This is a genomic window from Microbulbifer rhizosphaerae (assembly GCF_014191725.1).
Classification (GTDB): domain Bacteria; phylum Pseudomonadota; class Gammaproteobacteria; order Pseudomonadales; family Cellvibrionaceae; genus Microbulbifer; species Microbulbifer rhizosphaerae.
Window position 1 is genome coordinate 145,198 of sequence record NZ_JACHWZ010000006.1, and the last position, 25,893, is coordinate 171,090.

Consider the following 25,893-nt stretch of genomic DNA (forward strand, 5'->3'; position numbering starts at 1 on the left):
CTTAGCTCCCCTCCCCCAGTGCCTGCTGCACCCACTGGGTGCGCCACTCGCGCTGCAACACCAGGCTGCGGGTGTGCGCGATCAGGGTCCAGGCATAAAAACAGTAAAAACCGGCAATCATGGTGAGCAACGGATAGAACATGCTCGGGTCTATGCTGTTGGACTGTGTCAACTTGATACTGGCCGGCTGGTGCAGGGTAAACCACCAGTCCACCGACTTGTAGATAATCGGAATATTCACCGTACCCACCAGCGCCAGCAGCGCACAGGCCCTGTCCCCCACCTGCTCGCGGCTGAAGGCGCGAGACAGCGCCAGCACGCCGATATACAGGAGCAGCAGGATCAGCATGGAAGTGATGCGCGCATCCCACACCCAGTAGGTGCCCCAGGTGGGTTTGCCCCAGAGGGCGCCGGTGAACAGTGCGATAAAAGTGAGCGCCGCGCCGATGGGCGCCGCTGCGCGCATCACCACGAAGGAGAGTTTCATTTTCCAGATGAGGCCGATGGCACCGCTCACCGCCATGATGTAGTAGCCGGCCAGGGCCAGGAAGGCGGCGGGCACATGGATATAGATAATCCGGTAGCTGTTGCCCTGCTTGGCGTCCTGCGGCGCGAAACCCAGGCCCCAGGCGCTGCCGACGGCCAGCAGTACCAGGCTCGCCAGCGCCAGCCACGGCAGCCAGGCGCCGGTCTTGTGGTAAAACCAGCGCGGTGAACCCAAGCGGTGAAACCATTCCCAAGCCAAACGGGACCTCCCCATCAATTATCCAGGCTGATACGGATCGCACCCGCCGCCGCCAGCGGCGCCAGCGCCGCCGCCGCGGCCAACAGCCCCGCCAGTACCGCCAGCTGCGCGCCGTAGGCGTAGCCGTCGACAGCCGCCTGCACCGCACCGGTGCCGAAGATTAACACGGGCACATAGAGCGGCATAACAATCAGCGCCAGCAACAGCCCGGCGCGCCGAAGCGCCACGGTGAGAGCCGCGCCCACGGCGCCGATCAGGCTCAGGCTGGCGGTCCCCAGCAACAGTGAAATCAACAGGCATAAATAGCCCTCCGCCGGCAGGCTGAGCATCAGCCCCAACAGCGGCGACAGCAGCGCCAGCGGCAAGCCGGTCACCAGCCAATGCACCGCCGCCTTTGCCATCACCGCGAAATACAGTGGTTGCGGGCAAAGCGCCAGTTGCTCCAGGGAGCCGTCCTCGAAATCGCTGCGAAACAGGCTTTCCTGGGACAGCAGCGTCGCCAGCAGGGCTACCACCCAGATCAGCCCCGGCGCCATTCGTGCCAGCAGTTCCGGTTCCGGCCCCACCCCCAGTGGCAGCAGGGCCAGCACGGTAACGAAGAACAGCAGCGGGTTGGCGATATCCGCGCTGCGGCGCAGGGCCAGCAGCAATTCCAGCCGCAGCAGGGCCGCAAAGCCGGGGCCGGCACGAAACACAGTGGGAGCGGTTTCAGCCGGCATAAGCACCCCCCGCGAAGGGTTCTTCCGTTTCGGTCGGGACGTAGGCGGCCAGGTCGATTCGCTGCAATTGCGCCAGCGCCACCGCCTGGTGAGAAGTAAACAGAAGGCTACCGCCGCGACTCAAATGGAAGGCCATCTGTCCCTGCAGGCGGGACACACCGGCGGTGTCCAGCGCGGCCAGGGGCTCGTCCAGTATCCACAGTCGCGGGGCCTTGGGCAGGAACAACCGCGCCAGGGCCACACGGCGGTTCTGCCCGGCGGAGAGCCGCTGGCAGAGGGTGTCCTCGAAACCGTAGAGATCCAGCTGTTCCAACGCCAGCAGCGCCTCGCCTCTCCCCGCACCGTACCAGGCGAGGTTTTCCGCCGGGGTCAGGCCGCGGCGCACGCCGGCCTGGTGGCCGATATACAGCAGGGCCTCGCGCAGTTGCGGCAGGGCCCGGGGATACGGCAGCCCGTTCCAGCGTACATCACCGCTGAAATCGCCGGCGCTGCCGATCAGGGTGCGTAACAGGGTGGTCTTGCCGGCGCCGTTGGCGCCCTCGATCTGTAGTGCCGCGCCGGGAACCAGCTCGAAGTCCAGGCCCGCGAACAGGCGGCGGCCGTCCCGCTCGCAGGACAGCTGGCGCACTTCTAGCAGACTGTGGGATTCGGGGGTAACTGACATAGTGCCGAAAACGCCGCAACTGATGAAAAACTGAGCGGCATTATACCGGGGCTGGCGGCAATTGCATGGAATTCCACATTGACCGGAATGGATTAGCCGTACTTCTGATCCCGATGTGGACCGCCCCTAGGGATGGAGAGATTCAGTGGATACAGCTTCGCCCCAGTTGAGTGTCGCCCTCACCCGGCTGCTGCCCGGTTGTATCTCCACCTCCCGACAAATGGCTTTCAGCAGCGGCAGGCCGCGCCCGGAGTAGGCGTTGTCGCTCCCGCTCGCGCCCCGCAGACCGATGCCGCTGTCCTCCACTACCACCTCCAGCTCGCCGCTGGCACCGCGGTCGCGGCAGCGCAGTTGGATACGAATCCAACCCTCGCGCAGCCGACGGCGCCCCTCCTCCAACTGCCGGTAGTATTCGGTGAAGCCCCGGTCCGTCTGCTTGAGCCCGCTGTCCAACCGCAGCAGGCCGTGCTCCAGGGCGTTGCGGAACAGTTCGCCGAGGACGATGGTGAGATGGTCGTGAAAACTGCAGGCACCGGGTACCTGCGCCAGCACGCTGTGCAGCAGCGGCAGCGGGTCGGCGTCGCGCAATTCCTCGGGGCCGAGGGTGAAGTTGAGCGACCAGTCGCCGATCCCCCCTCTCTGCGCAGCGGTATCCACAGCCACCTCTGCCGCGTTCGTGACAGGCGACACTTCGTCCAGGGCCACCTCCACCAGCGAGAGATCATCGTGCTGGTCGGCACTGTAGGCGTTGACCGTATTCAGGAGGTGGTCGAAGCGCCTCCCCTCCGCCAGCGGCTCGATCACGGCCTGCAGCAGCCGCTCTTCGCCGAACAGTTCGCCCCGCTGATTGTGCGCCTCATGGATGCCATCGCTCCACAGATAGAGATGATCTCCCGCTTCCACCGGTATATGTACTATGGCCTCTTCCACCCAGGCCTCTTCCAGCACCCCCAGGGGCAGGTGCCGGGATTCCAGCAGGCGCAGATCACCGGAACGCCGGCGCAGGCAGGCCCGGGGCATACCACCGTTGAACAGGCGGATATGGCGCTTGTGCGGGTCCAGTTCGAACACCACTGCACAGCAGAACATATTGGATGGCAGTATGCGGTGCAGCTTGGCGTTGATCTCCCGCAGGATATGACCGAGGGAAAAGCCCTTGGGCACCATGGAGTAAAAGCTGGCGGTGAGCGGTACCGCCCCTACGGCGGCGGCGAGGCCATGCCCTGTAAAGTCCCCCAACAGCAGCATCAGTTTGCCGCCGGGGGCGTAGGCCGCCGCCAGCACGTCTCCGTTGAGTACTGCGCGCGGGGACAGGTGGTAACGGATGGCGGAAGCCTGGTCCAGGCAGCTCTCGTGCCCCAGCTTGTCGAAAATCTGCCGCGCACTGGCCTGCTCCTGCAGCAGGTCCGCGTGGCTGCGCCGTATGCGGATGCGCTGGGCCTGCAGGGCGCGGTTGAAGTGACTGAAACGTCGCAGGGCCGCGAGCTTCAACTGCACCAGAATCGGGTTGTAGGGGGTGAACAATATGTCGTCACAGCCGGTTTTCAGGCAGGCGGAGGAGAGGGTTTCGCGGTCGGATCTTACAAACAGGATGGGCACCGGATCGGTACCCGCCCTGCCGCGCAATTGCTGCAGGTCCTCGGCTGCCGCATCCCGAGCCGCCGCGGGACCGTAGATTACCAGGTCGGGACGCAGTTGAAGATAATCGGCGAGGGCGGTGGCGGTGTCTGGCCGCACAGCCAGTTCCAGTGCCCCGGCTCCGGGCTCGCCGCCAGCGCAGGTCCGCAGCAGCCGCAGCAGCCGCCCGGCTTCCCGTATGTCGGCCTCGATCACCAGTACACGGTATGGTCCGGGCACGCCGAATCCTCAGCGGACTTTGAAAATCTTGTCGAAATTGGACACCGCGAGGATATTGGCCACATGCTCGTTGGCGTTTTGCAGTTCGATGCAGGGCAGTCCGTCTTCGGCAGTATCCAGGCAGTGATCCCGCAACAGCAGCAGCATTCCGAGAGCGGCGCTGTCCAGATGGAGAGTTTCGGAAAGGTCGATACAGTAGAGTTTGGGCGCTGGAGAGAAGTTCTGGTAGGCGCGCAGGAATTCACGGTGCATATTGAAATCAAAGCTGCCCGAGACCCTGATGGTCAGCACCTCGCCGCTCTCGGATAGTTCAGAGGACACTCGTGCCCTGCTTCTTTCGGATACCATCATCGCGAAATTCCTTTTCAACTCAAACTGAAGTTGCCGCGCTATACCTTGCCAGACCACCATCGGCAGGTACCGGTTCCAAGTCAAAAAGAACTAAACCGCCTACCTACAGGGACGAACAATAGAGCGTTCGCCTCATCAGGTAAAGAGGTGCCGTCCGCGATTCCCGGGCCACCGGAACGACAAAAGACGCCATCCCCGGCGCCTTTTGGTCCGGTGCCTGTCATACCCCTGAATGCGCCATTAGAGGTATGGCAGGATGCTAAAAGTCGTAATCGTAGTCCATCAGTTCCCGCCGCAGCCGCATTTCCTCCAACTTGTCCTCGACCATTCGGCGGGCATCGCGGGGAGCCTGTGACGAGGCTTGCTTGAGTACCTCTGTGGCTATTTGGGGGATGTCCTCGTTATCAAAATCAAGGTCATGTTCGCTAACGTTGCCGCTCATACGAAACTCCACAATCTCGATCTGCGAGCGCAGAAAACACCCTATCTACAGCGCCCCACAAGGGGTTGCCGTACACGTTTCTTGTTGTTGTGCCGCCGAGATTAGCCAGCTTCGCCGACCCCGGTCAAGAAAAACTTTGCCCCCGTAAACAAGTTTTTTTCACGCCTTTTTGGCACCTCGCAACAGGTGAAAAATTGTACTCAACAATCGGCGGCGGCGGCCCCAAAATAGCGGTTAATGGTGACCAACTCGCGACAGTTTTTCGAAAGATCGATGACTGCAAACAGGGGAAACGAGGTGGAAACAGAGTAACCGGAATGTTACCGCGAGTGACATCCGGACTGGAAGACAGAGAAAGGTCCGATGGTTGCGAGGGAGAGGCCTGCAGCCGGGGCGGCCGGAAAAATCAGCCGGCGCGCTTTGCGCGGGGCGCGCTAGCCGTTAGAATACCGCGCTCTTTCGGCGTCCGAGTCGACACGCCCCCGTCGGTTAACAGGATAAACCACGGACCTCCTAAGTCCGGACTGGTGGTTCGAGTCCACCCGGGGGCGCCATTCACTCTTCTCCCGAGGAAACTCAGGCGAGGGCGGTGTACATAAGCACCACCGCAAACAACCCCACCAGCAATACCCAGCCCCAAAAAATCTGCACTGAGCGCTCCAGTTGCCGGCGGTTCTTTTTGGCTCTTTTCATGGCTGAAGGTCCTTTTTACAGGTTTCATCGCGAAATTTAGCACCGAGTCCGTGCCGGGCGCTACTTCTTGAAGATCTCCACCCGGGTGGGCTGCCGGGCGGTGCGGCTGCCCCGGTACATGCCCTTGGTATTGAAGACCATGGCAATATCGCCTCCGGTGTCGAGCACAATCACCCCACCGGTGCCTCCCACAGGCAACAGCACCTGATTGATCACCTCATCCGCCGCCTGCCCCACCGACTTATTCTGGTACTGCACCCGCGCGCAGATATCCGCAGCCACGCCATAGCGGATAAAGTACTCGCCGTGGCCAGTGGCGGATACGGCGCAGGAGCGGTTATCGGCGAAGGTGCCGGCGCCGATCACCGGGGAATCGCCGATACGGCCGTAACGCTTGGCGGTCATGCCGCCGGTGGACGTGCCGGCGGCGAGGTCACCCCGCTTGTCCAGGGCGACGGCACCGACGGTACCCATTTTGAGCGCCGGCGGCAGGCTCCCTACCGCAGCCCGGTAGTCCCCGTCCCGCTGTAATTCTTCTTGCAGCTTTTCCCTGGCTTTGTGCAGTTGCTGCAAGCGCTGCTCGGTATCGAAGGACCGGTTGTCCACCAGCGCCACCCCGCGGGCCTGTGCAAAGTCTTCCGCGCCCTCGCCGGCGAGCATTACAAAGGGCGAATCTTCCATCACCATACGCGCGAGGCTGATCGGATTGGCGATACGCCTGACTCCGGCCACGGCGCCGGCCTGACGGGTCCTGCCGTCCATAATCGACGCGTCGAGCTCGTGCTGACCATCGTAGGTGTAGACCGCGCCCCTGCCTGCGTTGAACAGGGGTGAATTCTCCAGCACCTGGATCGCCGCGGTGACCGCATCCAGGCTGCTGCCGCCTTTATCGAGCACCGCATAGCCGGTATTTACCGCTTCGGTGAGTTTGTCGCGGTAGGCCTGTTCCTGCTTTGGGCTGAGTTTGCTTTTCTCGATGGTGCCGGCGCCGCCGTGGATGACGATGGCAATCGGTGATTCCTCTGCCTGCAGAGACAGGCAAAAGCACAGGGAAAGCAACCAGCAGGTAAACAGGGCTGTCTTGTTCATAGTTGATGCCTTTTTACCAGGACGGAAAGACGACAACTATATCCCTGAGCCGGGGTAGTTGCGAAGAGCGCCGTGCCGTATCAAGGAGTGTCCGCCGCCATTGCCGCGGCAGGGTAAAAATTTGAACCCTTATGCCATCTCTCGCGACCCAAGGGTGAAGTCATCAATAGAGAGGAATAATCATGATTACCCTACCGCAAAAAAAATCACTCACCGCCCTGATTGTTGTGGGCGCCGCCCTGTCTTTTTCCGCTATTGCCGGGCCGCTACCCGTGCAGGAACTACCCGCGGAGCTGGACAGGTGCGGCGGGTTTGCGCCAGTGAATAACGAACCCTATCACTGGGTACAAATGGATATGGATGTCAGCCAGATATTCTCCATTCACGCAACGGCAGCGGGCCATATGCCCGGAGGCAACTACTCTTGGAGCCACACGTATATTCCCGTTAGTTTTGTGGCACAAAAGCAGACCCAGTATTGCGACAGTTTTATCGATCCTGCCGGATTCCCCCACCATATTTCTCAAGCGCGCAGCTGTGCCTTGAGCCTGTCGACCCAGCATGTGGGTGGCGGCAATCAGCAGGTAGTGGCAACACTTGAATATTCTGGCTGCTATCTGAAAAGCAGTATACGTAAGCCCAATAAACTGCTGGTAGACGAACACAACTTCAGAGAGTAGGGGTTAGCGGTGAGGGAGGGATAGCTTCGCTGCGCTCGCTGGTCTCCGCACTCCAGCTCGAACCGGGGCTCTCATTCAACCCCCTCGGCACCATAAAAAAACCCGGCACAAAGCCGGGTTCTTTTAAAGATGGCGGTGAGGGAGGGATTCGAACCCTCGATACCTTTCGGTATACACACTTTCCAGGCGTGCTCCTTCAGCCACTCGGACACCTCACCAAATTCTGATTGTTGCGTTTTGACCGGCTTTTTTAAGAGCTTCCAGTCCGCATGCCTGCGTGTTCGTCACTTCATCCAGTCTCTGTATTCCGGACCATCTGAAGCAAATTGTTCCACCAAATCAGGCACATAGCCTCTTCAGCGAGCGCGCACTCTACACAAAGGAAGTCCGCTGTGCAAGCGTTACTACCCCTCCCAGGTGGCGAAGTAGTCGCTCACTGCCAGCTCCGGCGCCGCGCGAGGCGGTTTCTGGGGGGTGCCGAGGTAGATGAAGCCCTCGATCCTCTCATTTTCCGCCAGACCCAGGCCGCCGGCGACCAGCGGGTTGGCAGCCAGGGCACCGGTGCGCCAGTAGGCCCCTACTCCCTCGGCAAAGGCGGCAGTCAGCATGGCCTGTACGGCGGCGGCGGTGGACATCCTCTGTTCGATAGACGGGACCTTGGGATTCTCCACCAGACGGGTGACCGCCACCACGATCAGCGGTGCACGCAGGGGCATGGCGAGAAAGCGTTCTCTCTGGATTTTCGCCAGAGGCGCGGGTTCCGCTTGCTCGCCGGCTTTCAGGAACAACTCCCCAAGGCGATGGCGGGCCTCTCCCTCCACAAGAAGGAAGCGCCAGGGACGCAGGCAACCGTGGTCCGCGGCGCGCAGCGCTGCGCGAAAAATATTCCTACGCTGCCGATCCCCGGGAGCCGGTTCAGTGAGCAATCCGGTGGATACTCGGTTGTGCAGTGCGAACAGGGCGTCCATAGCGCTCTCCAATAAAACAGCAGAGGGGAATTCTATCCTATTACAGGCCCGTTGTTTCCACGGGCGCCACAGAGAGTCTTCGCAATCCGCCCCCTCCCGGAGTACACTTTAGCGTTACCAGGCGCGAGCATCCGGCCACTCAATAGGAAGAAGCCGATGGATCGGTGCCAACTTTTCTGTTCACTGAATAAAGACAACCACACATGCAGGACCAGCCTGAGGGGACTACCGGGCTCGCGGTCGATTCCCGCTACCCGCTCTATTTCCGTACCCTGATCTGCTTTGCCGCGGTGGGGACTCTGCTCAACGCCGTCAACTGGTCAGCCCCCTGGAACACCGACAAACTGCTGCCCCTGGCCATGGCCGCGCTGTTGCTGGTATACACCGCCATCGCCTATCAAATTGGCCGGCGCGCCCACCCGGAAAATGCCACCACTGTGCGCCGCTGGCTGTCTTTCAGCGACGCTGGGCTGATCGGCGGCGCCATCGCAATGGCGAATTTCAGCCTGCTCCCCAGCCTGCTGTTTGTCACCATGGTGCAATTCAACGCGCTGACCGAGGGAGGAGGCCGCCGCTGGTTCGAGCACAACACCGGGCTGTTGCTCGGAGTGGGCGTCGGCTACCTGATATACCGCCCGGCACTGGTGGTGAACGCGGACCTGAACATCAGCGCCGCCAGCCTGATCGGGGTGTTCACTTACTTCTGCGCCTACGCCTTCTACACCCACAAGCAGATCGCCAATCTCAGAAGCACCAACCGCACCCTCACCACGGACCAGCACGTGAGCAAGATGCGCACCTACAAGCTGTCCAAATACCTGCCCCAGCGCCTGTGGCGCGCGGTGACCACCGGCCAAGAGGGAGAGCTGGTCACCGAACGCAAACTCCTCACAGTGTTTTTTTCGGATATCAAGGATTTCAGCCAGCTCACCGAGGAACTGGAGGCTGAAGTCTTTACCAACCTGCTCAACAGCTACCTCACCGAGATGTCGCGTATCGCCAGCCAGTATGGCGGCACTATCGACAAGTTTATCGGCGACGCGGTGATGGTGGTATTTGGCGACGACGCGAGCAAAGGCCCCAAGTCGGACGCCCTGCGCTGCGTGGCCATGGCCCTGGCCATGCGCAAGCGGGTCCGGGAAATGAAACAGGAGTGGTACAACAAGGGCATAGCCCGGCCTTTGCAAGTGCGCATGGGGATCAATACCGGCTATTGCACCGTGGGCATCTTCGGCACCGCCAGCCACCAGTCCTACACGGTGATGGGCACCCACGTAAACCTGGCCGCCCGCCTGGAGGGCGCCGCGGAACCAGGGGAGATACTGATCAGCCACGAAACCTGGGCGATGATCAAGCACTCGGTCATGTGCCGCGACAAGGGCCATGTCACCGTAAAAGGCTTCAGCACCCCGGTGAAGGTCTACCAGGTCACCGACCTGCGCAAGAATCTCGGCGGCCAGCAAAGCTATATGGAAGATCACGCACCCGGTTTCTCCATGCATCTGGATCTGGACAAGATCCGCAATTACGACAAGGACAAAGTGTTGCAGTCGCTGGAGAAGGCGGCGGCGACTTTGAAAAGCAAGGTCATTATTTAGCGGGCCCTAACCTAAAGCGGTTTTCACAAATGCTGCGCTCCGGCAGCTGCCGTCCACCCTTACAGATCCTGCTCTGCCTATATATACGTGGTCGCCGTCCTTCTGGATGCTTCCTGCATTGACCAATCTATAACTTTTATCAAACATAAGCGCGGCACTGGATTTTGCACCATGTTCCGTCCGGTAGCAGAGCACCGCCCGATTCATTCAGGATATGGCGAATCTTCCGGTTCCAGTCGTCCCGGACCAGAAACCATTCGTGATACCAGGGGTCGCAGACCACGGCATTGGGTCCCCAACCCTGGGGAGTGCCGCCACCGATACTGAAAAAAGCATTGTCCCGCGGCTGCGTGTGCAGCCCCATCACCACAAACATGTGATCCTGGTCCGGCAAGCCCATCCACGCCAGTCCGCGCTCACCGCGACCGCGAAGATACTCGAAGGCGAGAGCCGATTGTTCGGTACAATTACCGCACTTGGAAAATGCTGCCACCTGGGCTCTGATATCCGCCTCGCCGAGACCGGGTTGCAAGTTGCGTTGTGCAAACTGTTGGCGGGCAAACTTTCTGCCTCGGGTGATCCAATCGTTCGTACCGACTCTTTCATCCTGCCTTCGATTGATTCCTTCTGCCCGATTGCCCGCTTTAATACGCACGGTATTTTTAACATGATCGATTGCCCATTCGGCCCGTACCAGGTAAGTGCTCATTTTTCTCTCCTTGTCCTGTAGTTCCAAGATTTACTCAGTCGGCAGCATCCACTTCGAAGGATGCCATTTGTTAAAACCACGTCCGCTCAACCAGATACGACAAACTGATATCAAAGTCTCCACGAGTTGATTGTATTCCTCTCTTTTCACGGTTCATTTTACATCCAGCACCTTGGGCAGCTATTACCGGAACGCACGGTAACCTTCTATCACCTGAAGCTGGCAGCCAGGCAGCACCCAAGGAAACCCTTTGCCGTGGTATTCTTCTGTTCCATTGCCGGACCCCAGGTCTATGCCGCCAGGTAACCGGCCCGGCCAGATCGTCGTAGAAGTTTTCACGCTCTATCTCAATATTCCCGCAGGCGACCAGGCTGAGCTCAGGCAGCAGGGTACCAGCAGGTACAGAACGGCGATTTTTTATACCAATCTTCCCAGGACATAGCCCATTCCTCGTACAGGTTTACATTTTTGTAGAGGCTATCAGGCAAATTTGAGGAAAATTTGAGGATTGGTAATAAGGCGCCTTTTTCATCCGGGTGACAAAAGGCAAAATCACTTCCGTGGCCCGCCGGGACCAGCAGTTCAGGCTGGTGGAAGACGTCACAACCTTATAGTGCTCCACATACTGGCCACCTCCTATGCTCAAGAAAATCTCCCACAAACTGATGGCGACGATAATCGGGGTAACCCTGATTGCCGCCGCGGCCATCTATGCCAGTGGCTACTTTGCGGTGCGCTCCGGTCTCGCCGGTATCACCGAACAGCTCCATCGCCGCCACCTCGACAGTTTCGCCGGCCGGGTCGGCAGCCTCTACGAAATCCACCGGGGATGGGACGCGCTGCTGGCCGACGACCGCTGGCTGCGCAGCCTGTTCCCGGGGCAGCCTCGGGAGGCCTATCGTTTTGCGGGCCCCCCGGAAAGACGCCGGGGGCGGAGGCCACCGCCCTTCCCCAATATCCGCCTGCTGGACGCCGATGAGCGGGTACTGAACCCGGGCGGCCCCTTCCCGCCCGAACTGCAGTTTCCCATGGTGCCGGTGAGAGCCCATGGCGAGGTTGTCGGCTACCTGGGTTTCCCGGCCGGGCGCGAACTGCGCCGCACAGTGGAGGCCGGATTTACCGGCGCCGCCCTCTGGACCATGGTCGCCGGCGCGCTGGTGGCAACACTGCTGGCGCTGGCCGCAGCACTGCTGCTGGCCCGGCGGCTGCTGAAACCGGTGCACCATCTCTCGGAAAAGGTGCACAACCTGGCCGGCGGCGACTTCAGCCAGAGGGCCAGGATCTACGGCGAGGACGAAATCGCCGTGCTCGCGGAGGATGTGAATTTCCTCGCCAACGCCCTGCAGCAGAACCAGCAGGCGCGACAGCGCTGGATCAGCGATATCGCCCACGAGCTGCGCACGCCGCTAACGGTACTGAGCGCCGAGGTGGAGTCGGCCCAATACGGTATCCAGGGCTCCTCCGACGACATGCTCGAGTCCATGGGCGAGGAGATCCATCAGTTGAATACCCTGATCAACGATCTGCGCACGCTGACCCAATCGGACCTGGGTGGCCTCTCTTTCCAGCGCGAACGCATACCGGTGCGGCGCTTCTTCGAGGACTATGCACACAAGGCTAAAAGCAAGTTGGTCCCCCACGGTCTCAGCCTGGAACCGGATATTGAACTCGATGAAAAACTCAGTCTGTTTGCCGACAAAGGCCGTCTCAAGCAACTGCTGGACAACCTGCTGCAGAACAGCCGGCGCTACACGGATGCAGGCGGCAAGGTGCAGCTCTCGCTGCATCAGGACGAACGGGAACTGGTTCTGTGCTGGCAGGACAGCGCCCCCGGCGTGCCGGCGGAGAGCCTGCCGAAACTGTTCGAGCGGCTGTACCGGGTCGAGGGTTCGCGCAACCGTGCAACGGGCGGATCGGGCCTGGGGCTGTCCATCTGCAAAAGTATCGTCGAGGCACAGAACGGCGTCATTGAAGCCGGACATAGCAAGCTGGGCGGCCTGGCGATCACCTGCCGTCTGCCGCTGATGACCTGACAGGGGAGAAGAGTTTATGACTGAAGGCGCACGACTGCTGATCGTCGAGGACGAGGCCAAGGTGGCCCGGCTGCTGAAAAATTTCCTGCAGGCCCAGGGCTACAAGTGCACTCTGCTGGACCGCGGCGACCTGGTGCTGGACTGGCTAAAAAACAACCACGCCGACGTGATGCTGCTGGATGTGATGCTGCCGGGCATGGACGGTATGGAAGTGTGCCGCGCGGTGCGCGAGCGCTCTACCATGCCCATCATCATGCTCACCGCCAGAGTGGAGGAAGTGGACCAGTTGCTGGGGTTGGAGCTGGGCGCAGACGACTATATCTGCAAGCCGTTCAACCTGAAAAACGTCGCCGCCCGGGTGGCGGCACTGCTGCGGCGGATAAAGTTTGAAGGCCAGAGCCCGGAGGTGGGCGAGCCCCCGGCACAGTTGCTGGAAAACGACAATCGCCTACTGCTAATGGGTCGGCCGGTGGAGTTGACCGCTACGGAATACCGCATTCTCCGCCCGCTCTACGACCACAAGGGGCGCATCTACACCCGCAGCCAGTTACTGGACCTGGCCTACAGCGACTACCGCGCCGTGACCGAGCGCAGCATCGATACCCATATCAAGTCCATCCGCAAGAAAATCGCCAGCGTGGTGCCGGAGCTGGAGTTGATTCACTCCATTTATGCGATGGGATACAAGTGGGAAGATTGAGCAGTGGATGATTTCTGCAGGATGCGGCACAGCGGAGCTGTGCCAATTTCCCAACCAGCGTAGGGTGCGCCGTGCGCGCCAACCCGCCCTAGTGCGGGCTCTGGCGGTATCGGTGCGCACGGCGCACCCTACGAAGCGGATTTTAGAGGTGCCTAAAGAACAGAAAAGCTACTGCCCATGCGCCCGACGGCGGTCGCCGGGCGCACGGACAGCCGGCTTTCAGGGTTTATTCCAGTGTGACACTTACCTTTTCACTTACTGACGGCTAAATCTTGGCGGCAGCTTTTTGTCCGGGAGAGTGCTGCGCAACGGGTTGATATCCAGCCCTCCCCTGCGCGTATAGCGCGCACAGACGGTCAACTCCTTGAAACTGGTCAGTCGCTGCAGGTCGCAGAAGATCCGTTCCACGCAGTGCTCGTGGAAGTCCTGGTGCTCGCGGAAGGAAATGATATAGGCCAGCAGCGCTTCCCGGTCCAGGGCGGTGCCTTTGTACTCCACGCAGACCGTTGCCCAGTCCGGCTGGCCGGTAACCGGGCAGTTGCTGCGCAGAAGGTGGCTGTAGAGGGTTTCGCTCACCTGGCCGCGGCTCTCCTCCAGATTCAGCAGCGCCGCGTCGGGCTGGTAGTGGTGAATGGCGATATCCAGTTGGTCGAGACAAAAGCCCTGGGGTTTTTCCACCGCCAGTGCAGTTTCCTCCACCTGGTACAGCGCCACTGACACCTCGGCGCCGGAAACGGCACTCAGGTCCTTTGCCAGAATTTCCTGCACCACATTCCAGGAGTCGAACGGTGTCTGGTTGAACGAGTTCAGGTACAGTTTGAACGACTTGGATTCCACCATCGCCGGGCTCTGCGCGGGGAAGGTAAAGCGTCCGACGGCCACCTGTGGCTTTCCTTTGGGATCGAGCCAGGAGAGTTCGAAGCCCCACCACTCGTCCACGCCGCAGAACGGCAGCTCGCTGTCGCCCAGCCCGAGGTGCGCGCGGGAGATCGAGCGATTGATGGGGTGCAGCAGCTGCGGGTTGTAGGTGGACTCGTAGCGGGTTGCCCGGCCGAGAGGAAGGTCTTTCCAGTCTTCACGGTTCATAGGATTTCTTGAACTCCGTGGTTTTTCGCCTGCAAGCAGGCTCCTACAGAGCACCTTGTAGGAGCCTGCTTGCAGGCGAAAAAGTTAATGTCGCAAGCGCTTGCCATGGGTCATCAGGTGCAGCCCCCAGGCAAACAGCAGGACGATAAATGAGAGTACACCGGCAAAAGCCCAGACCACATTGATGTCGGACACGCCCAGCACGCCGTAGCGAAAAGCGTTGACCATATACAAGATCGGGTTGAGCTTGGACAGCCCCTGCCAGAAAGGTGACAGCAACTCTATGGAATAGAAAACCCCGCCGAGATAGGTCAGCGGCGTCAGCACAAAGGTCGGGATAATGGAGATATCGTCAAAACTGTTGGCGAAGATGGCGTTGATAAACCCCGCCAGGGAAAACAGTACCGCCGTCAGCAGCACGATGGCGATGGTGATACCGATATGCTGCACGCTCAGCGAGGTAAAAGATAGTGCGATCAGTGTTACCACCAGCCCCACGATCAGGCCCCGGGTGACGCTCCCCAGCACATATCCGGCCAGGATCACCCAGTTCGGGGTGGGCGAAACCAGCAGCTCCTCCACGTTGCGCTGGAATTTGGCGCTGTAGAAGGAGGACACCACATTGGCGTAGGAGTTGGTGATCACCGCCATCATGATCAGGCCCGGCACCACAAACTCCATATAGGAATAGCCGCCCATCTCACCGATGCGGCTGCCGATCAACGAGCCGAAGATCACGAAGTAGAGCGACATAGTGATCACCGGCGGCACCAGGGTCTGCGGCCAGATGCGCATAAAGCGGCGCACCTCCCGTCGGATGATGGTCGAAAAGGAAGTCCAGACGGCGTTGCTGTTCACTACTCTTCCCCCTCAAGCTGCTTGTTTTCCGCGAGCAGGGAGACAAACAACTCCTCCAGGCGGTTGGCGCGGTTGCGCATACTGACGATGCTGATGCCCTGCTCCCCGAGTGCGGCGAACAGCTCGGTAAGCGACTGGCCCTTCTCCACCGTCACCTCCAGGCTATGGTCGTCTAGCAGGCGCCCCTCGAAGCCTTTCAGGTCCGGGCACTCATCCAGGGTATCGCGGGAATCGAGAATAAAGACTTCCTTATTCAGGGTTTTCAGCAACGATTTGATCGAGGTGTTCTCCACGATATCGCCCTTGTCGATAATGGCGATATTGCGGCACAGGCTTTCCGCCTCCTCCAGGTAGTGGGTGGTGAGGATAATCGTTGTACCCTCCCGGTTGATCTCCTGTAAAAAAGTCCACATGGAGCGGCGCAGTTCGATATCCACTCCGGCGGTGGGTTCGTCGAGAATCAGCAGTTTGGGCTCGTGAATCAGCGCCCGCGCGATCATCAGCCGGCGCTTCATGCCGCCGGAAAGCATACGCGCCTGGGTGCCGCGTTTGTCCCACAGCCCCAGCTGCTTGAGATATTTTTCCGTGCGCTCCTCCGCCAGCTTGCGCGGCATGCCGTAGAAACCGCCCTGGGTAACGACGATATCGTAGACCTTCTCGAACTGGCTGAAATTGAACTCCTGCGGCACCACGCCCAGCATCTGCTTGGCCGCGGGGAAATTCTCGTCGATATCGATACCGAAGATAGACACCTGGCCCGCGGTCTTGCGCACCAGCGAACAGATAATGCCGATGGTGGTGGACTTGCCGGCGCCATTGGGGCCCAGCAGAGCGAAAAAGTCCCCCGGCTGCACGTCGAAGCTGATGCCGTTCAGCGCCCGAAAGCCATTGTCGTAGGTTTTTTGCAGATTGCGGATGGAGAGCGCGGCTGTCATTACTGCCTCCTGGAAACGAGCGCCTATTCAACGCCCATGGCCGGTATATTTCAACCGGACAAAGTTTGCGGACGAACCGGGACTTCAGCTCCCCTTACTCCGATCGCGGCCAACGGCCGCTCCTACAGGGGGGACACTGCCCAAATCGAGTAAATCGAACACGAAAAAAAAGCCGCTCGATTGAGCGGCTTTTTTATTTGGAGCGGGAAACCGGGCTCGAACCGGCGACCTCAACCTTGGCAAGGTTGCGCTCTACCAACTGAGCTATTCCCGCCTTAAATGGCATCCCCAAGGGGAGTCGAACCCCTGTTACCGCCGTGAAAGGGCGGTGTCCTAGGCCTCTAGACGATGGGGACAGAAAACTTGCACTTGGCCCTTCAGAACCAATGCTGCCACACTGCCGGTGGCATCGCCACTAGATATCTCAGTGGCACCCTGCGGTGCATGGCCGATTTTTGCTCCTGCAAAATCGGCATTTTCGCTGGGCGGCATTCCGCCATCCATGGCGGTCAGATACACCGCCGCCGGCTTGCCGGCGCGAGCAGCGAAAAACCAGCAAAATCACATTTTTGCAAAACCCGTCCTGGGCTTTGCCCTGCGGGTCAGCCTACGGCTGACCAAAATCGCTCCCGGCGATTTTGTGCGCCAGCTTTTTCGCTGCGACGTTTTGTTAAAAACATGGATGTTTTTTAACAAAACGTAGGTAAATGGAGCGGGAAACCGGGTTCGAACCGGCGACCTCAACCTTGGCAAGGTTGCGCTCTACCAACTGAGCTATTCCCGCGTGGCGTCCCCTAGGGGAGTCGAACCCCTGTTACCGCCGTGAAAGGGCGGTGTCCTAGGCCTCTAGACGAAGGGGACCCGGAACTCCTCTGCCGCCCGCTGGCGTCTCAAAGATCAGCACTGCGTCAGAAGTGGGGCGCATTCTATGTAGCACCCCGGGGGCTGTCAACACCCGCGGGATAACTTTTGCTGTATTTTTTTCTTTCTAAGTCAGGCACTTACCCGCTTCACCCGGCCTGGGATTTGCCCCGGGCCTCCACCTCCGAAAGAAACTCCCGAATGCGCCTGGCGTTGGTCCCCAGGTCGCTCTTGCCCACACGGGAGCTGGAGCGCACATCCACCCGGCTGCCCTCTCCTTCCGCCCGTACCCGTACCACTATATCGTCCTTGAATCCCAGCAATGGGGTCCTGTCCACCGCTTCCAGGTGGCCGCGACGGTTGTCCTGTGCCACCACCCGCCAGCCCATATCTCCGGCTACGTCAGCCACCAGCTGGGTGGCCTGTTCCACCGGCAGGGCCAGTTGCAGCGGCTGGATATCTGAATAGATATCCGCCTCGCGCTGCTGGTCCGCCACCGGCTGCCCGGCGTATTCGGCACTGTTGTCGCCCTCCTCGCGCAGGGACGGCACCATTTCATACCGGGGCGGGTCCCTGGTATCGGTGGTGATATCGTGGATGGGCGGCACGTCGAAGTTGTTCTTGCCCACGGTGAGCAGCGGCACCGCCACCGGCAACAGCCCCAGCACCACACCCCAGAGCGCCGCGCGGCGACTCTCCGGGTGGCGCTTTACCAGCCCCCAGATAAACACCGGCATGCACAGCAGCGCCACCGCCAGGGCCGCCAGGCCGGCGTACCTGAATACCTGGAACACCAGGCGGAAGTGCACCAGTTCCAGGCGCAGGGCCAGGCCCGCAAGAAGGATGATCGTCAGCAGCAGCACCTGAATGCCCACCAGCCAGCGGCTCCAGTGTCCCTCTGTCATGTTTCCTCTCCCTGATCGGGGTCGAATTTCACCGATAGCGAGTTCACACAGTAACGCAATCCCGTCTCTGTGGGGCCGTCTGGAAATACATGCCCCAGATGGCAGCCGCAGTTGGCACAGACGATTTCCGTGCGCTGCATTCCCAGGGTGTTGTCCACCCGCTCTTCCACCACGCCCTGGCGGGCTTCCGCGTCGAAACTGGGCCAGCCGCAACCGGCATCGAACTTGGATTCGGACTCGAACAACACCTCGCCGCAACAGCGGCAGCGATAGCTGCCGTCCTCGAAGAGATCCCAGTACTCGCCGGAAAATGGCCGCTCGGTGCCGGCCTCGCGACACACCTGAAATTCTTCCGGTGAAAGCTTGTCGCGCCAGTAGTTATCGCCTTTCTCTTTTGACATACTCCTCCCTCTATTTAACCCCACCTGTAGGAGCGGGGGGGGGGGGGGGGGGGGGGGGGGGGGGGGGGCCCCCCCCCCCCGCCCCCCCCCCCCCCCCCCCCCCCCCCCCCCCCCCCCCCCGCTCCTACAAAGTAGTGCCCAGGAATATCACAGCCACTATGAAGGACATTCTCAAATCGGAAAAGCTGCACGGCGTCTGTTACGAAATCCGCGGCCCGGTCATGGAGGCGGCCTACCGCATGGAGGAGGAGGGCCACCGCATCTTCAAGCTGAATATCGGCAATCCGGCCCCCTTCGGTTTCAACGCCCCGGATGAGATTATCCAGGATGTGATCCACAACCTGTCCCGGGCCCAGGGCTACGTGGAATCCAAGGGCCTGTTCGCCGCGCGCAAGGCCATTATGCAGGAGTGCCAGACCCTGGGCATCGAGGGTGTGGATATCGACGATATCTACCTCGGCAACGGCGTCTCCGAGCTGATCTCCATGGCCACCCAGGCACTGCTCAACAACGGCGACGAACTGCTGCTGCCGATGCCCAACTATCCCCTGTGGATGGCCGCCACCAACCTCACCGGCGCACACCCGGTACTCTACCACTGCGACGAGCAGGCTGACTGGCTGCCGGATATCGACGATATCAAGGCCAAGATCACCCCGCGCACCCGCGGCATCGTGGTCATCAATCCCAACAATCCCACCGGCGCCGTGTATCCCCGCGCGCTGCTGGAGGAAATTGTAGAACTCGCACGGGTGCACGACCTGGTGATCTTCGCCGACGAGATCTACAGCAAGATCCTCTACGACGACGCGGAGTTCACCCCCATGGCCAAACTGGCGGAGGATGTGCTCTGCCTGAGCTTCAACGGTCTCTCCAAGTCCTACCGGCTGGCGGGCTTCCGCTCCGGCTGGATGATTGTCAGCGGCGCCAAGCACCGCGCCCGCGGCTTCGTGGAGGGCATGGATATCCTCTCCTCCATGCGCCTGTGCGGCAATGTACCGGCGATGTTCGCGGTGCAGACGGCCCTCGGCGGCTACCAGAGCATCAGGGACCTGGTGCTCCCCGGCGGCCGCCTGCGAGAGCAGCGGGACCTGGCCTGCCAAATGCTGAACGATATCCCCGGGGTCAGCTGCGTCAAACCCAGCGGGGCCATTTACCTGTTCCCGAAACTGCACCTGGACAGGCACCGCATCGACGACGACGAACACTTCGTGCTGGAATTCCTGCGCCAGGAAAAAATCCTGTTGGTGCAGGGCAGCGCCTTCCACTGGGACGCACCGGACCACCTGCGCATCGTCTTCCTGCCCCGGGTCGACGACCTGTCCCACGCCATCGGCCGCCTGGGGGAATTCCTGGAGCGCTACTCAGCCCGATGATGGACGATCTGCATATCCACGACTTCTACAAGGATGCCGGGCGGATACTGCTGGCGCTGTACAACCAGTTCCCCGCCCCGGCCACCGTCTATGTGGAGGACATCGCCGGCCCGGACGCCCCCGACGAGTTCGGGCTGCACTCCCCCCGTCACCTGGCCTGCCTCGGGGCGCTCAGCTGGCTGAAGCAGTACGGGTATATCCACTTCTCCCAGTTGGTGCGCCAGGAGGCGGTGGAGGAAGCGGTGCTGAGCCACCGGGGATTTTTGCTGCTGGTCAGCCAGGACGGCGGCGGCCAGAGTAATGCACAGTTGCTGCACACTACCGTGCGCAACGGTTCCTCGCCGCAGTTGCAGGAACTGATGGAGCATTTGATGCGGGAGTTTCACACCCTGTAGGAGCGGCCGCTGGCCGCGATCAGCCCAGAATATATAACCACCGCCGATCGCGGCCAGCGGCCGCTCCTACAAAGTAAAGTGCCGGGGAGGGTTATTTGCGGAATTTGACGTGCAGCATCTTCAAAGCCGCATCCGGGTCGCTGTCGGAAAAATCCGGATTCTGCGGCAGGCGCTCCACCACCTCATAGCGGCTGTCCGCCCGCCCGATCAACTCGCGGAAATGCGCTTCGCTGTGGCGGGGCGAGTTGAGCACCACCAGCAGGTCCGCCTCCTGCGCCAGGCAACCAGGCAGTTGCTTCAATAGTTTTTCGTAATTCTCGCTCACGTCGAAGCGGCCCTTCTGCCGTGTGGGCGGATCGACGACCGCCAGTTGGAAGGGACCGCGGCGGTCGAAGCGGTTGAAATCACGCAGGGCATCCAACTGCAGAAATTTGATCCCCTTCAAAGGCAGCTTGTTGAACAGGTGATTTTCCCGGCCGCGCTTGAGCACGCCGCGATTCACGTCGATATTCACCACCTCCACTTCGCCGGCGGCACGCGCCACCGCGGAAAAGGCGCAGGTGAAGGCGAACAGGTTGAGCAGTTTGAGGCCGCCTTCCCCGCCGACGCGCTCCCGTATCCGCTGCTCCAGCCAGCGGCGCCCGGGCTCGATATCGAGGAAAAAGCCCACATTCTGCCGCGCGAAGGTCAGCGGAAATTTGAGATCGCCGCGGCGCGCCACCGGTTCCACCACCGGCTGGCCACAGGGCCAGTCCACCGGTGCGCCCGGCAGGTAGCGTCGCTGCGTTGCCAGGCCGAGATAGCCGCGGGGCTCAGCCAGTTGCCAGAGCTGCTCGCACAGCTCCGCCTCCCTCTCCTGTTCTTCGAAAAAGGTAACCAGCAGCGCCGGGGAAAAGCTGTCCACGCAAACCTGCTCCAGCCCCGGATAACAACGGCCGCGGCCGTGAAACAGGCGCCGGCTGTCCGCGCCCGCCTCCGCCAGCTTTGCTCCCACTTCTTCCAGCAATAGTCCCCAATTCATTACAGCTCCCCATTGCTGAGCGGGTAGAGAATCGCATCCCGGTAACCGGTGATCACGCGGATAAAGCCGCTCCAGCTCTCGTCCAGAGCCGCGTCGCCACTGTCGATCAACAACGGGCGGCCATTCAGTTCGGTAATCTTGGTCTTAGTGGCCACCGCCACCAGATTGTCCCTGCCCACCGCGCGCAGTACCGCGGGGGAGAATTGCTGGTTGCCGCGGCCGATCAGGTGGCCCTGGCCGCCGATGGCGGTGAGGATGATTTTTGCCGGACCACCGTGTTCGGCGAGCGCCTTCTCGATATCCGCCGCGCTCACATCCGCGGCAATCACCTCGCCCCCGCGCAGCAGGTCCACCCCCAGCAGGGTGCCCTCGCAGCCCAGTTCCCCGAGTACCGCCAGGGTCGTGGAGCCGGGACCAACGATAGTGAGGGTGTCCGGATCCAGCTCCTCCACCACCTCCGCGGCGATATCCGCCACCGCCAGCTCCTCCACCTCGCGGCCGGCATTTTTCACCGCCTGCAGGAAATGTCCCTCTTCCGGCGCCAGCAATTCGCCGTAGTAGCGGGTGCTCACCCGGCCCTCGCGGAAGGATTTCTCGTCGATATCGCGCACTTCCCGCTCCTGCAGGTCCACCAGTTCCCCGGCCATCAGCCGCCGCAACACCTCGCCGCCGGCACTCGGGGAAATCGCGAAGCAGGCGGAGTGCATCTTCACCCCGGCGGGAATACCCAGCACCGGAAAATCGCTGCCCAGGGCGTTGACCATATTGCGCGCGGTGCCGTCGCCGCCGGCGAAGATAATCAGGTCCGCACCGGCGTCGCGGATCGCCCGCGCGGCGCGCTCGCTGTCGGTCGCAGTGGAGGGATCGGATTCGGCTCCGCCCAATACGGTGAGCTGAAAGCCCAGGTCCCGGGCTACCGTTTCACCCATGACACCGGAGAAGCAGAGGATTTCCAGTTGACCGCGGAAAGGCTGCAGGGCCTCCAGCGCTGTCGCTGCGCGCTTCTGCGCCTGGGGCTCGGCGCCGGCGTCCAGGGCCTGCTCGACGGTTTCCGCCCCGTCGCTGCCCTTGAGCCCCGCCGGACCGCCGACACCGGCCCAGGGGTTGATGATCAGTCCGAGTCTCTTGAGTTTCACTGCAGCCCCAGTATCGCCAGTTGGCGCCGTTCGTCTTCGCTGAGGGCGGAATCTTCGATTCGGTAGTGGGAGAATTCCAGCCGCTCCGGGTATTCCCGGCGCAGTTGGTCGAAGGCTTTCGCCATCGGCAGATCACCCTGTGCCGCGGCGCGCAGGCGGCGGTCGTCGGCGCGGGGGTCGTAGATTTGCAGCAGGAGGTTCTCGACCCGGGAGTGGATGACTACCCCTGTAGGAGCGGCCGTTGGCCGCGATCGGACTTGCAACTTCTCGCTGCATCGATCGCGGCCAGCGGCCGCTCCTACAGGAGGGAGAGGCTCCCCAACACCGAGGCCAGACCGATCCAACGCCTCCCGCACCATCCGCGTCCCCGCCAGCTTGCCATCCAGGCTGTACCCGGCGATATGCGGCGTGCCGATATCCACCAGCTCCAGCAATTCGGTATGGATATCCGGCTCGTTTTCCCAGACGTCCAGCACCGTCCGGAAGCGCTTGCCGCGCCGCAGTTCCCGCAGCAGTGCGCGATTGTCCACCACCGCGCCGCGGCCGGCGCTGATCAACGCCGCGTCCTGCCCGATTTGCGCCAGCTGTTCGGCGCCGATCAGGTGCAGGCTGGGATGGGGACCGCCTTTGACCAGCGGTGCGTGCAGGCAGATCACCTCCTGGCGCAGTACGGTTTCCAGGTCCGCACTGTCGGGATTGTCCGGCAGCCAGGGATCGTAGACGGCGCAGGGGATGCCCAGCGCGTGCAGGCGCCGCTGCAGCAGGCCACCCACATTGCCGCAGCCGACGATGCCGAAGCGGCGCCCCTCTTTATTATTGAGCCGCGGCGCCCAGTCGACCCCCAGCGCCGCCAGCGCGCAGAAGACGTATTCCACCACCGAATTGGCATTGCACCCGGGGGCGGCGCTCCAGGCGATGCCCTGGGCTTCCAGCCAGTCCGTATCCAGGTGATCGGTGCCGATGGTGCAACTGCCCACGAAGCGCACCGGGGTGCCGGCCAACAGCGCCTCGTCCACCCGGGTGACGGAGCGTACCAGCAGGATATCCGCATCCTTTAACTGCCCGCGCTCCAGGCCGCGCCCGGGGACGCGCACTGTCTCGCCCAGGTCGGAGAAGGTTTCCTCCAGCGCCGGGATATTCTCATCGGCGACTATCTTCAGTCCGCTCACACCGCCTCCATTTCCACTGACGCCAGGCGCCGGATTTTGCCATTCAGGCCGCCGATACCGAATTCCTCCGCCAGGGCGCAGGCCAACCCGATATCCGGCTGCTTCCACACCAGCGCCCCTGCGCCGATATCCAGCGGTACATATTCTTCCAAGCTGGCCAGGCGCCGGGCCAGCCGGATCTGTGCCGCGTGTTCCTCAAGCCGCGCTGCGATACCGGTGGCGCCGCGCAGGGGCAGCGCCGCCACCTCCCGCGGTCGGGCGAGCAGGGATTCCACGTCGCCGAAAGCCTCCAGTAGGCGTGCGGCGGTCTTGCGCCCGATGCCGGGCACGCCGGGAATATCGTCGCTGCTGTCGCCCACCAGGGCCAGGTAGTCGGCGATCTGCCCCGGCCGCACACCGAATTTAGCCAGGATATCGGCCTCCCCCATCTGCTTGTCCGCGGCGAAGTCCCAAAGCGTGGAGGCGCCTCTGGCCAGCAGTTGGCCCAGGTCCTTGTCGCGGCTGACGATCACCGGACGCTGCTCGCGGCAGATCCGGGTCAATGTGGCGAGGATATCGTCCGCTTCAAAGCGCGAACTCGCAAAGCTGGCGATGCCCAGGGCCTCCGCCATCTCCCGGCAGGCCGCCAGTTGGAAAGCCAAAGCCTCGTCCGGCAGGGCCCGGCTGCACTTGTAGTCCGGGTAGAGTTCGTTGCGAAAGCAGCTGCCCAGGGATTCGTCGAAGGCGCAGGCGATTGCCGTCGGACGCCGCGCCACCAGTTCGAGCAGGAAGTTGCTGAAGCCGTAGACCGCCTCGGTGGCATAACCGGAGCGACTCACCCAGTTAGGCGGCAGGGCGAAATAGTAGCGGAAGATATAGACGGAGGCGTCGATCAGATAGGTGGCGCTCATGCCAGCTCCGCCAGTTGGTAGTGCCGCGGGTCCATCGGGTCCGGCCGCCCGAACTCCCGCGCCAGGGCCAGGGCGAATCCCCGGGCCCGGCTGTTCATCCCCTCCTCGCAATACCTCCGCACCTGCCGCCAGATGCTCTCCTTGAAGGCGTCGCTGGGGCCGAGGCCGCTGTGCAGGTTGTCGGCGCTGGCGCGGAACCGCAGGCCGCAGGCGCGGGCGAAGATCCACTCCAGCGCCTGGGGCTTCACTTCCGCCCGCTCGAACTCCCGCTGCTGCTCGGCGCTGCGCCCGTCCGGGGCGTACCAGTAGCCGTAGTCCGGCAACTGGCGCCGCCGCTCCCCGGCCACGCACCAGTGGGCTGCCTCGTGCAGGGCACTGGCCGGGTAGTCCCGGGTGAACTCGATGCGATGGTGCGGGCACGCCGCTCCCGCCGGCCGGTAGTAGGGCTCCTCGAAGCCCCCGCACAGGCGGGTATTGAGCGCAGCGGCAAAACAGCGGTTGAACACCCCGGCAATACGCTCCGTGACTGGGTATTCCGCTTCGGTAATGGATAGGGCTGGCAAGATTCGCTCCGGCGTAGAAATCAGCGCGGGCAAACTATACCAGCGCCACCATTGTGATCAAAAGCTAGGCCAGCGATAACCAACCGATCTAAGAGGCGAGTTGTATTTCGGTAAACCAGCATATACCTTTAGTCACAGGGAACCTGGAACAGGCCCCCACCCGGTCCCGGGTTCCCCAGGGGGGAATAAGCAGTTCAACGCCCTCCTGCACCACAACCGGCCCTGCAAGGAGGTGCTCTATGACCGACCACAGCGTCAGCAACGTGGTTGACCTCTTCACCGGCGAGCCGATCGAAACTTCTGCGAGCAGGCGCTTCATCCGCCTTTCGCCGGAGCTAGACGGCTTGGAAATGCTCTACTCCAACAGCTCCAGCGGCTCAGACCTCTACAGCCTGAAAATCCTGTGCTGGGGCCTCAAAGCGAATGGCGAGGTCGTCGGCCTCGTCCCCTGGTTGAATGCCATCGTCCCCTGCCCGGACATCAAGGATCCCTTGGACGGGCGCTTCGAAGGCTACTACGATCCAGGCATCGAGGAGATCTTCCACGATGCTCCCATCCACAAAATCGTCGAATTGGAGACGGCGGCGGAGTATTTCGAGTTTGAAAACAGCCGGGCCGAGGAAGTGATACAGGAGATCCCCGATACCATCGGCACCCACGGGGTGTTTATGGACGCGCAGCGGGAAAATCTCACGCTCACCGAGGTCGTCAGCTGGCGGTTGTATGCCAACGGCGATATTCACGGCATGCTGATCGACCACGACAATGTGGAAACCACGCCGGTGCTCCCAGGCGATCACTGCCTCTATCCGGCACAGGAGGCGGAGGGTTTTCGCTATTTCTTCCAACACCATATCGCCAACAAGATCAAATCCGAAGACCCGGAAGCGCTGGCGGCCATTGCGGCGCTGGTGACTTCTCCCTGATTAACGCTGTGGGGTGAATACAAGGTTCGCTCCCACATGCTCTTCGTCATACCGGCGCAGGCCGATATCCAGGCGCCACAAGGCTGGATACCGGCCTGCGCCGGTATGACGAGTCAGGGCAAG

At 61.6% G+C, this 25,893-nt stretch carries 27 protein-coding genes and 6 tRNA genes; 9 read left to right on the top strand and 24 right to left on the bottom strand.

All coding sequences use genetic code 11. The features are described 5' to 3' along the window. Position 1: 1 nt before the first annotated feature. From FHS09_RS08090 to FHS09_RS08115, 6 genes are all read right to left on the bottom strand, one after another. A complete protein-coding gene (locus FHS09_RS08090; protein WP_183458602.1) occupies positions 2 to 745 on the bottom strand; it encodes a heme ABC transporter permease in 744 nt (247 codons plus the stop codon). A 14-nt stretch (positions 746 to 759) separates the two neighbouring features. After that, positions 760 to 1,464, bottom strand: coding sequence for a heme exporter protein CcmB (gene ccmB / locus FHS09_RS08095; RefSeq protein ID WP_183458604.1), 705 nt, complete (start codon positions 1,462 to 1,464; stop codon positions 760 to 762). Beyond that, entirely contained in the window at positions 1,454 to 2,128 is a 675-nt protein-coding gene (gene ccmA, locus FHS09_RS08100; RefSeq protein WP_183458606.1) for a cytochrome c biogenesis heme-transporting ATPase CcmA, read from the bottom strand. The genes ccmB and ccmA overlap by 11 nt, the downstream gene beginning before the upstream one ends. A gap of 126 nt (positions 2,129 to 2,254) precedes the next feature. Beyond that, the gene (locus FHS09_RS22780) at positions 2,255 to 3,985 is read right to left on the bottom strand and encodes a SpoIIE family protein phosphatase (RefSeq protein WP_183458608.1); all 1,731 of its coding nucleotides are present in this window, start codon (positions 3,983 to 3,985) and stop codon (positions 2,255 to 2,257) included. 9 nt (positions 3,986 to 3,994) lie between these two features. After that, positions 3,995 to 4,306 (bottom strand): STAS domain-containing protein, encoded by a 312-nt coding sequence (locus tag FHS09_RS08110; protein WP_221191865.1) that lies wholly within the window; start codon positions 4,304 to 4,306, stop codon positions 3,995 to 3,997. A gap of 289 nt (positions 4,307 to 4,595) precedes the next feature. Then, positions 4,596 to 4,778: a PA3496 family putative envelope integrity protein gene (locus tag FHS09_RS08115; protein ID WP_183458610.1), complete on the bottom strand. Its 183-nt coding sequence runs from the start codon at positions 4,776 to 4,778 to the stop codon at positions 4,596 to 4,598. Positions 4,779 to 5,256: 478 nt separating this feature from the next. On the opposite strand from FHS09_RS08115, the gene FHS09_RS08120 reads away from it, so the two are divergent. Continuing rightward, positions 5,257 to 5,332, top strand: a tRNA-Arg gene (locus FHS09_RS08120). Between the two features lie 199 nt (positions 5,333 to 5,531). Here the strand turns inward: FHS09_RS08120 and FHS09_RS08125 are convergent. Beyond that, positions 5,532 to 6,560: an isoaspartyl peptidase/L-asparaginase family protein gene (locus FHS09_RS08125; protein ID WP_183458612.1), complete on the bottom strand. Its 1,029-nt coding sequence runs from the start codon at positions 6,558 to 6,560 to the stop codon at positions 5,532 to 5,534. A gap of 182 nt (positions 6,561 to 6,742) precedes the next feature. Here FHS09_RS08125 and FHS09_RS08130 point away from each other — a divergent pair, with 182 nt between their 5' ends. Continuing rightward, positions 6,743 to 7,240, top strand: a complete 498-nt coding sequence (locus tag FHS09_RS08130; RefSeq protein WP_183458614.1) for a hypothetical protein — start codon at positions 6,743 to 6,745, stop codon at positions 7,238 to 7,240. A gap of 130 nt (positions 7,241 to 7,370) precedes the next feature. Here the strand turns inward: FHS09_RS08130 and FHS09_RS08135 are convergent. Together FHS09_RS08135 and FHS09_RS08140 are read right to left on the bottom strand one after the other, a co-directional pair. Next, positions 7,371 to 7,458, bottom strand: a tRNA-Ser gene (locus tag FHS09_RS08135). Between the two features lie 186 nt (positions 7,459 to 7,644). Beyond that, complete coding sequence (locus tag FHS09_RS08140; protein WP_183458616.1) at positions 7,645 to 8,208, bottom strand: nitroreductase family protein; 564 nt, start codon at positions 8,206 to 8,208, stop codon at positions 7,645 to 7,647. 203 nt (positions 8,209 to 8,411) lie between these two features. On the opposite strand from FHS09_RS08140, the gene FHS09_RS08145 reads away from it, so the two are divergent. Beyond that, positions 8,412 to 9,806, top strand: coding sequence for an adenylate/guanylate cyclase domain-containing protein (locus tag FHS09_RS08145; protein ID WP_183458618.1), 1,395 nt, complete (start codon positions 8,412 to 8,414; stop codon positions 9,804 to 9,806). Positions 9,807 to 9,945: 139 nt separating this feature from the next. On the opposite strand, the gene FHS09_RS08150 is transcribed toward FHS09_RS08145, so the two are convergent. Then, a complete protein-coding gene (locus FHS09_RS08150; RefSeq protein WP_183458620.1) occupies positions 9,946 to 10,515 on the bottom strand; it encodes a hypothetical protein in 570 nt (189 codons plus the stop codon). A 638-nt stretch (positions 10,516 to 11,153) separates the two neighbouring features. Between FHS09_RS08150 and FHS09_RS08155 the strand changes: the two genes are divergently transcribed. Both FHS09_RS08155 and FHS09_RS08160 read left to right on the top strand, forming a co-directional pair. Next, complete coding sequence (locus FHS09_RS08155; RefSeq protein ID WP_183458622.1) at positions 11,154 to 12,548, top strand: ATP-binding protein; 1,395 nt, start codon at positions 11,154 to 11,156, stop codon at positions 12,546 to 12,548. A gap of 16 nt (positions 12,549 to 12,564) precedes the next feature. After that, entirely contained in the window at positions 12,565 to 13,248 is a 684-nt protein-coding gene (locus FHS09_RS08160; protein WP_183458624.1) for a response regulator, read from the top strand. A 255-nt stretch (positions 13,249 to 13,503) separates the two neighbouring features. Here FHS09_RS08160 and queF read toward each other — a convergent pair whose 3' ends face one another. The 5 genes from queF to FHS09_RS08185 form a co-directional block, all read right to left on the bottom strand. After that, positions 13,504 to 14,334, bottom strand: a complete 831-nt coding sequence (gene queF, locus FHS09_RS08165; RefSeq protein ID WP_183458626.1) for an NADPH-dependent 7-cyano-7-deazaguanine reductase QueF — start codon at positions 14,332 to 14,334, stop codon at positions 13,504 to 13,506. Positions 14,335 to 14,418: 84 nt separating this feature from the next. Then, positions 14,419 to 15,192 (bottom strand): ABC transporter permease, encoded by a 774-nt coding sequence (locus FHS09_RS08170; protein ID WP_183458628.1) that lies wholly within the window; start codon positions 15,190 to 15,192, stop codon positions 14,419 to 14,421. Beyond that, positions 15,192 to 16,127 (bottom strand): ABC transporter ATP-binding protein, encoded by a 936-nt coding sequence (locus FHS09_RS08175; RefSeq protein WP_183458630.1) that lies wholly within the window; start codon positions 16,125 to 16,127, stop codon positions 15,192 to 15,194. The genes FHS09_RS08170 and FHS09_RS08175 overlap by 1 nt, the downstream gene beginning before the upstream one ends. Before the next feature lie 198 nt (positions 16,128 to 16,325). Continuing rightward, positions 16,326 to 16,401: transfer RNA gene (locus tag FHS09_RS08180), tRNA-Gly, on the bottom strand. A 6-nt stretch (positions 16,402 to 16,407) separates the two neighbouring features. Further along, positions 16,408 to 16,483: transfer RNA gene (locus FHS09_RS08185), tRNA-Glu, on the bottom strand. A 71-nt stretch (positions 16,484 to 16,554) separates the two neighbouring features. Between FHS09_RS08185 and FHS09_RS08190 the strand changes: the two genes are divergently transcribed. Then, complete coding sequence (locus FHS09_RS08190) at positions 16,555 to 16,830, top strand: hypothetical protein (RefSeq protein ID WP_183458632.1); 276 nt, start codon at positions 16,555 to 16,557, stop codon at positions 16,828 to 16,830. Positions 16,831 to 16,835: 5 nt separating this feature from the next. Here FHS09_RS08190 and FHS09_RS08195 read toward each other — a convergent pair. The 4 genes from FHS09_RS08195 to msrB form a co-directional block, all read right to left on the bottom strand. Next, positions 16,836 to 16,911, bottom strand: a tRNA-Gly gene (locus FHS09_RS08195). A gap of 1 nt (position 16,912) precedes the next feature. Further along, positions 16,913 to 16,988 (bottom strand) — tRNA-Glu (locus FHS09_RS08200). 149 nt (positions 16,989 to 17,137) lie between these two features. Continuing rightward, positions 17,138 to 17,893 (bottom strand): DUF1499 domain-containing protein, encoded by a 756-nt coding sequence (locus FHS09_RS08205; RefSeq protein WP_183458634.1) that lies wholly within the window; start codon positions 17,891 to 17,893, stop codon positions 17,138 to 17,140. Further along, the gene (gene msrB / locus FHS09_RS08210) at positions 17,890 to 18,294 is read right to left on the bottom strand and encodes a peptide-methionine (R)-S-oxide reductase MsrB (RefSeq protein WP_183458636.1); all 405 of its coding nucleotides are present in this window, start codon (positions 18,292 to 18,294) and stop codon (positions 17,890 to 17,892) included. Before msrB ends, FHS09_RS08205 begins: the two co-directional genes overlap by 4 nt. A gap of 158 nt (positions 18,295 to 18,452) precedes the next feature. Between msrB and FHS09_RS08215 the strand changes: the two genes are divergently transcribed. Both FHS09_RS08215 and FHS09_RS08220 read left to right on the top strand, forming a co-directional pair. Further along, complete coding sequence (locus FHS09_RS08215) at positions 18,453 to 19,670, top strand: pyridoxal phosphate-dependent aminotransferase (protein ID WP_183458638.1); 1,218 nt, start codon at positions 18,453 to 18,455, stop codon at positions 19,668 to 19,670. Further along, a complete protein-coding gene (locus tag FHS09_RS08220; RefSeq protein WP_183458640.1) occupies positions 19,667 to 20,065 on the top strand; it encodes a hypothetical protein in 399 nt (132 codons plus the stop codon). Before FHS09_RS08215 ends, FHS09_RS08220 begins: the two co-directional genes overlap by 4 nt. Before the next feature lie 91 nt (positions 20,066 to 20,156). Here the strand turns inward: FHS09_RS08220 and FHS09_RS08225 are convergent, their stop codons facing one another. From FHS09_RS08225 to FHS09_RS08245, 5 genes are read right to left on the bottom strand one after another with little or no spacing between them, the layout of a single operon-like run. Further along, positions 20,157 to 21,086: a class I SAM-dependent methyltransferase gene (locus tag FHS09_RS08225; RefSeq protein WP_183458642.1), complete on the bottom strand. Its 930-nt coding sequence runs from the start codon at positions 21,084 to 21,086 to the stop codon at positions 20,157 to 20,159. After that, the gene (locus FHS09_RS08230; RefSeq protein ID WP_183458644.1) at positions 21,086 to 22,222 is read right to left on the bottom strand and encodes an NAD(+)/NADH kinase; all 1,137 of its coding nucleotides are present in this window, start codon (positions 22,220 to 22,222) and stop codon (positions 21,086 to 21,088) included. Before FHS09_RS08230 ends, FHS09_RS08225 begins: the two co-directional genes overlap by 1 nt. Further along, entirely contained in the window at positions 22,219 to 23,391 is a 1,173-nt protein-coding gene (locus FHS09_RS08235) for a 4-phosphoerythronate dehydrogenase (protein ID WP_343057442.1), read from the bottom strand. Before FHS09_RS08235 ends, FHS09_RS08230 begins: the two co-directional genes overlap by 4 nt. After that, entirely contained in the window at positions 23,388 to 24,281 is an 894-nt protein-coding gene (locus tag FHS09_RS08240) for a 5'-3' exonuclease (protein WP_183458646.1), read from the bottom strand. Before FHS09_RS08240 ends, FHS09_RS08235 begins: the two co-directional genes overlap by 4 nt. Then, positions 24,278 to 24,844, bottom strand: a complete 567-nt coding sequence (locus FHS09_RS08245; protein WP_221191866.1) for an elongation factor P hydroxylase — start codon at positions 24,842 to 24,844, stop codon at positions 24,278 to 24,280. The genes FHS09_RS08240 and FHS09_RS08245 overlap by 4 nt, the downstream gene beginning before the upstream one ends. 239 nt (positions 24,845 to 25,083) lie before the next feature. Between FHS09_RS08245 and FHS09_RS08250 the strand changes: the two genes are divergently transcribed. After that, positions 25,084 to 25,770: a hypothetical protein gene (locus FHS09_RS08250; RefSeq protein ID WP_183458648.1), complete on the top strand. Its 687-nt coding sequence runs from the start codon at positions 25,084 to 25,086 to the stop codon at positions 25,768 to 25,770. The last annotated feature ends 123 nt before the right edge of the window (positions 25,771 to 25,893 follow it).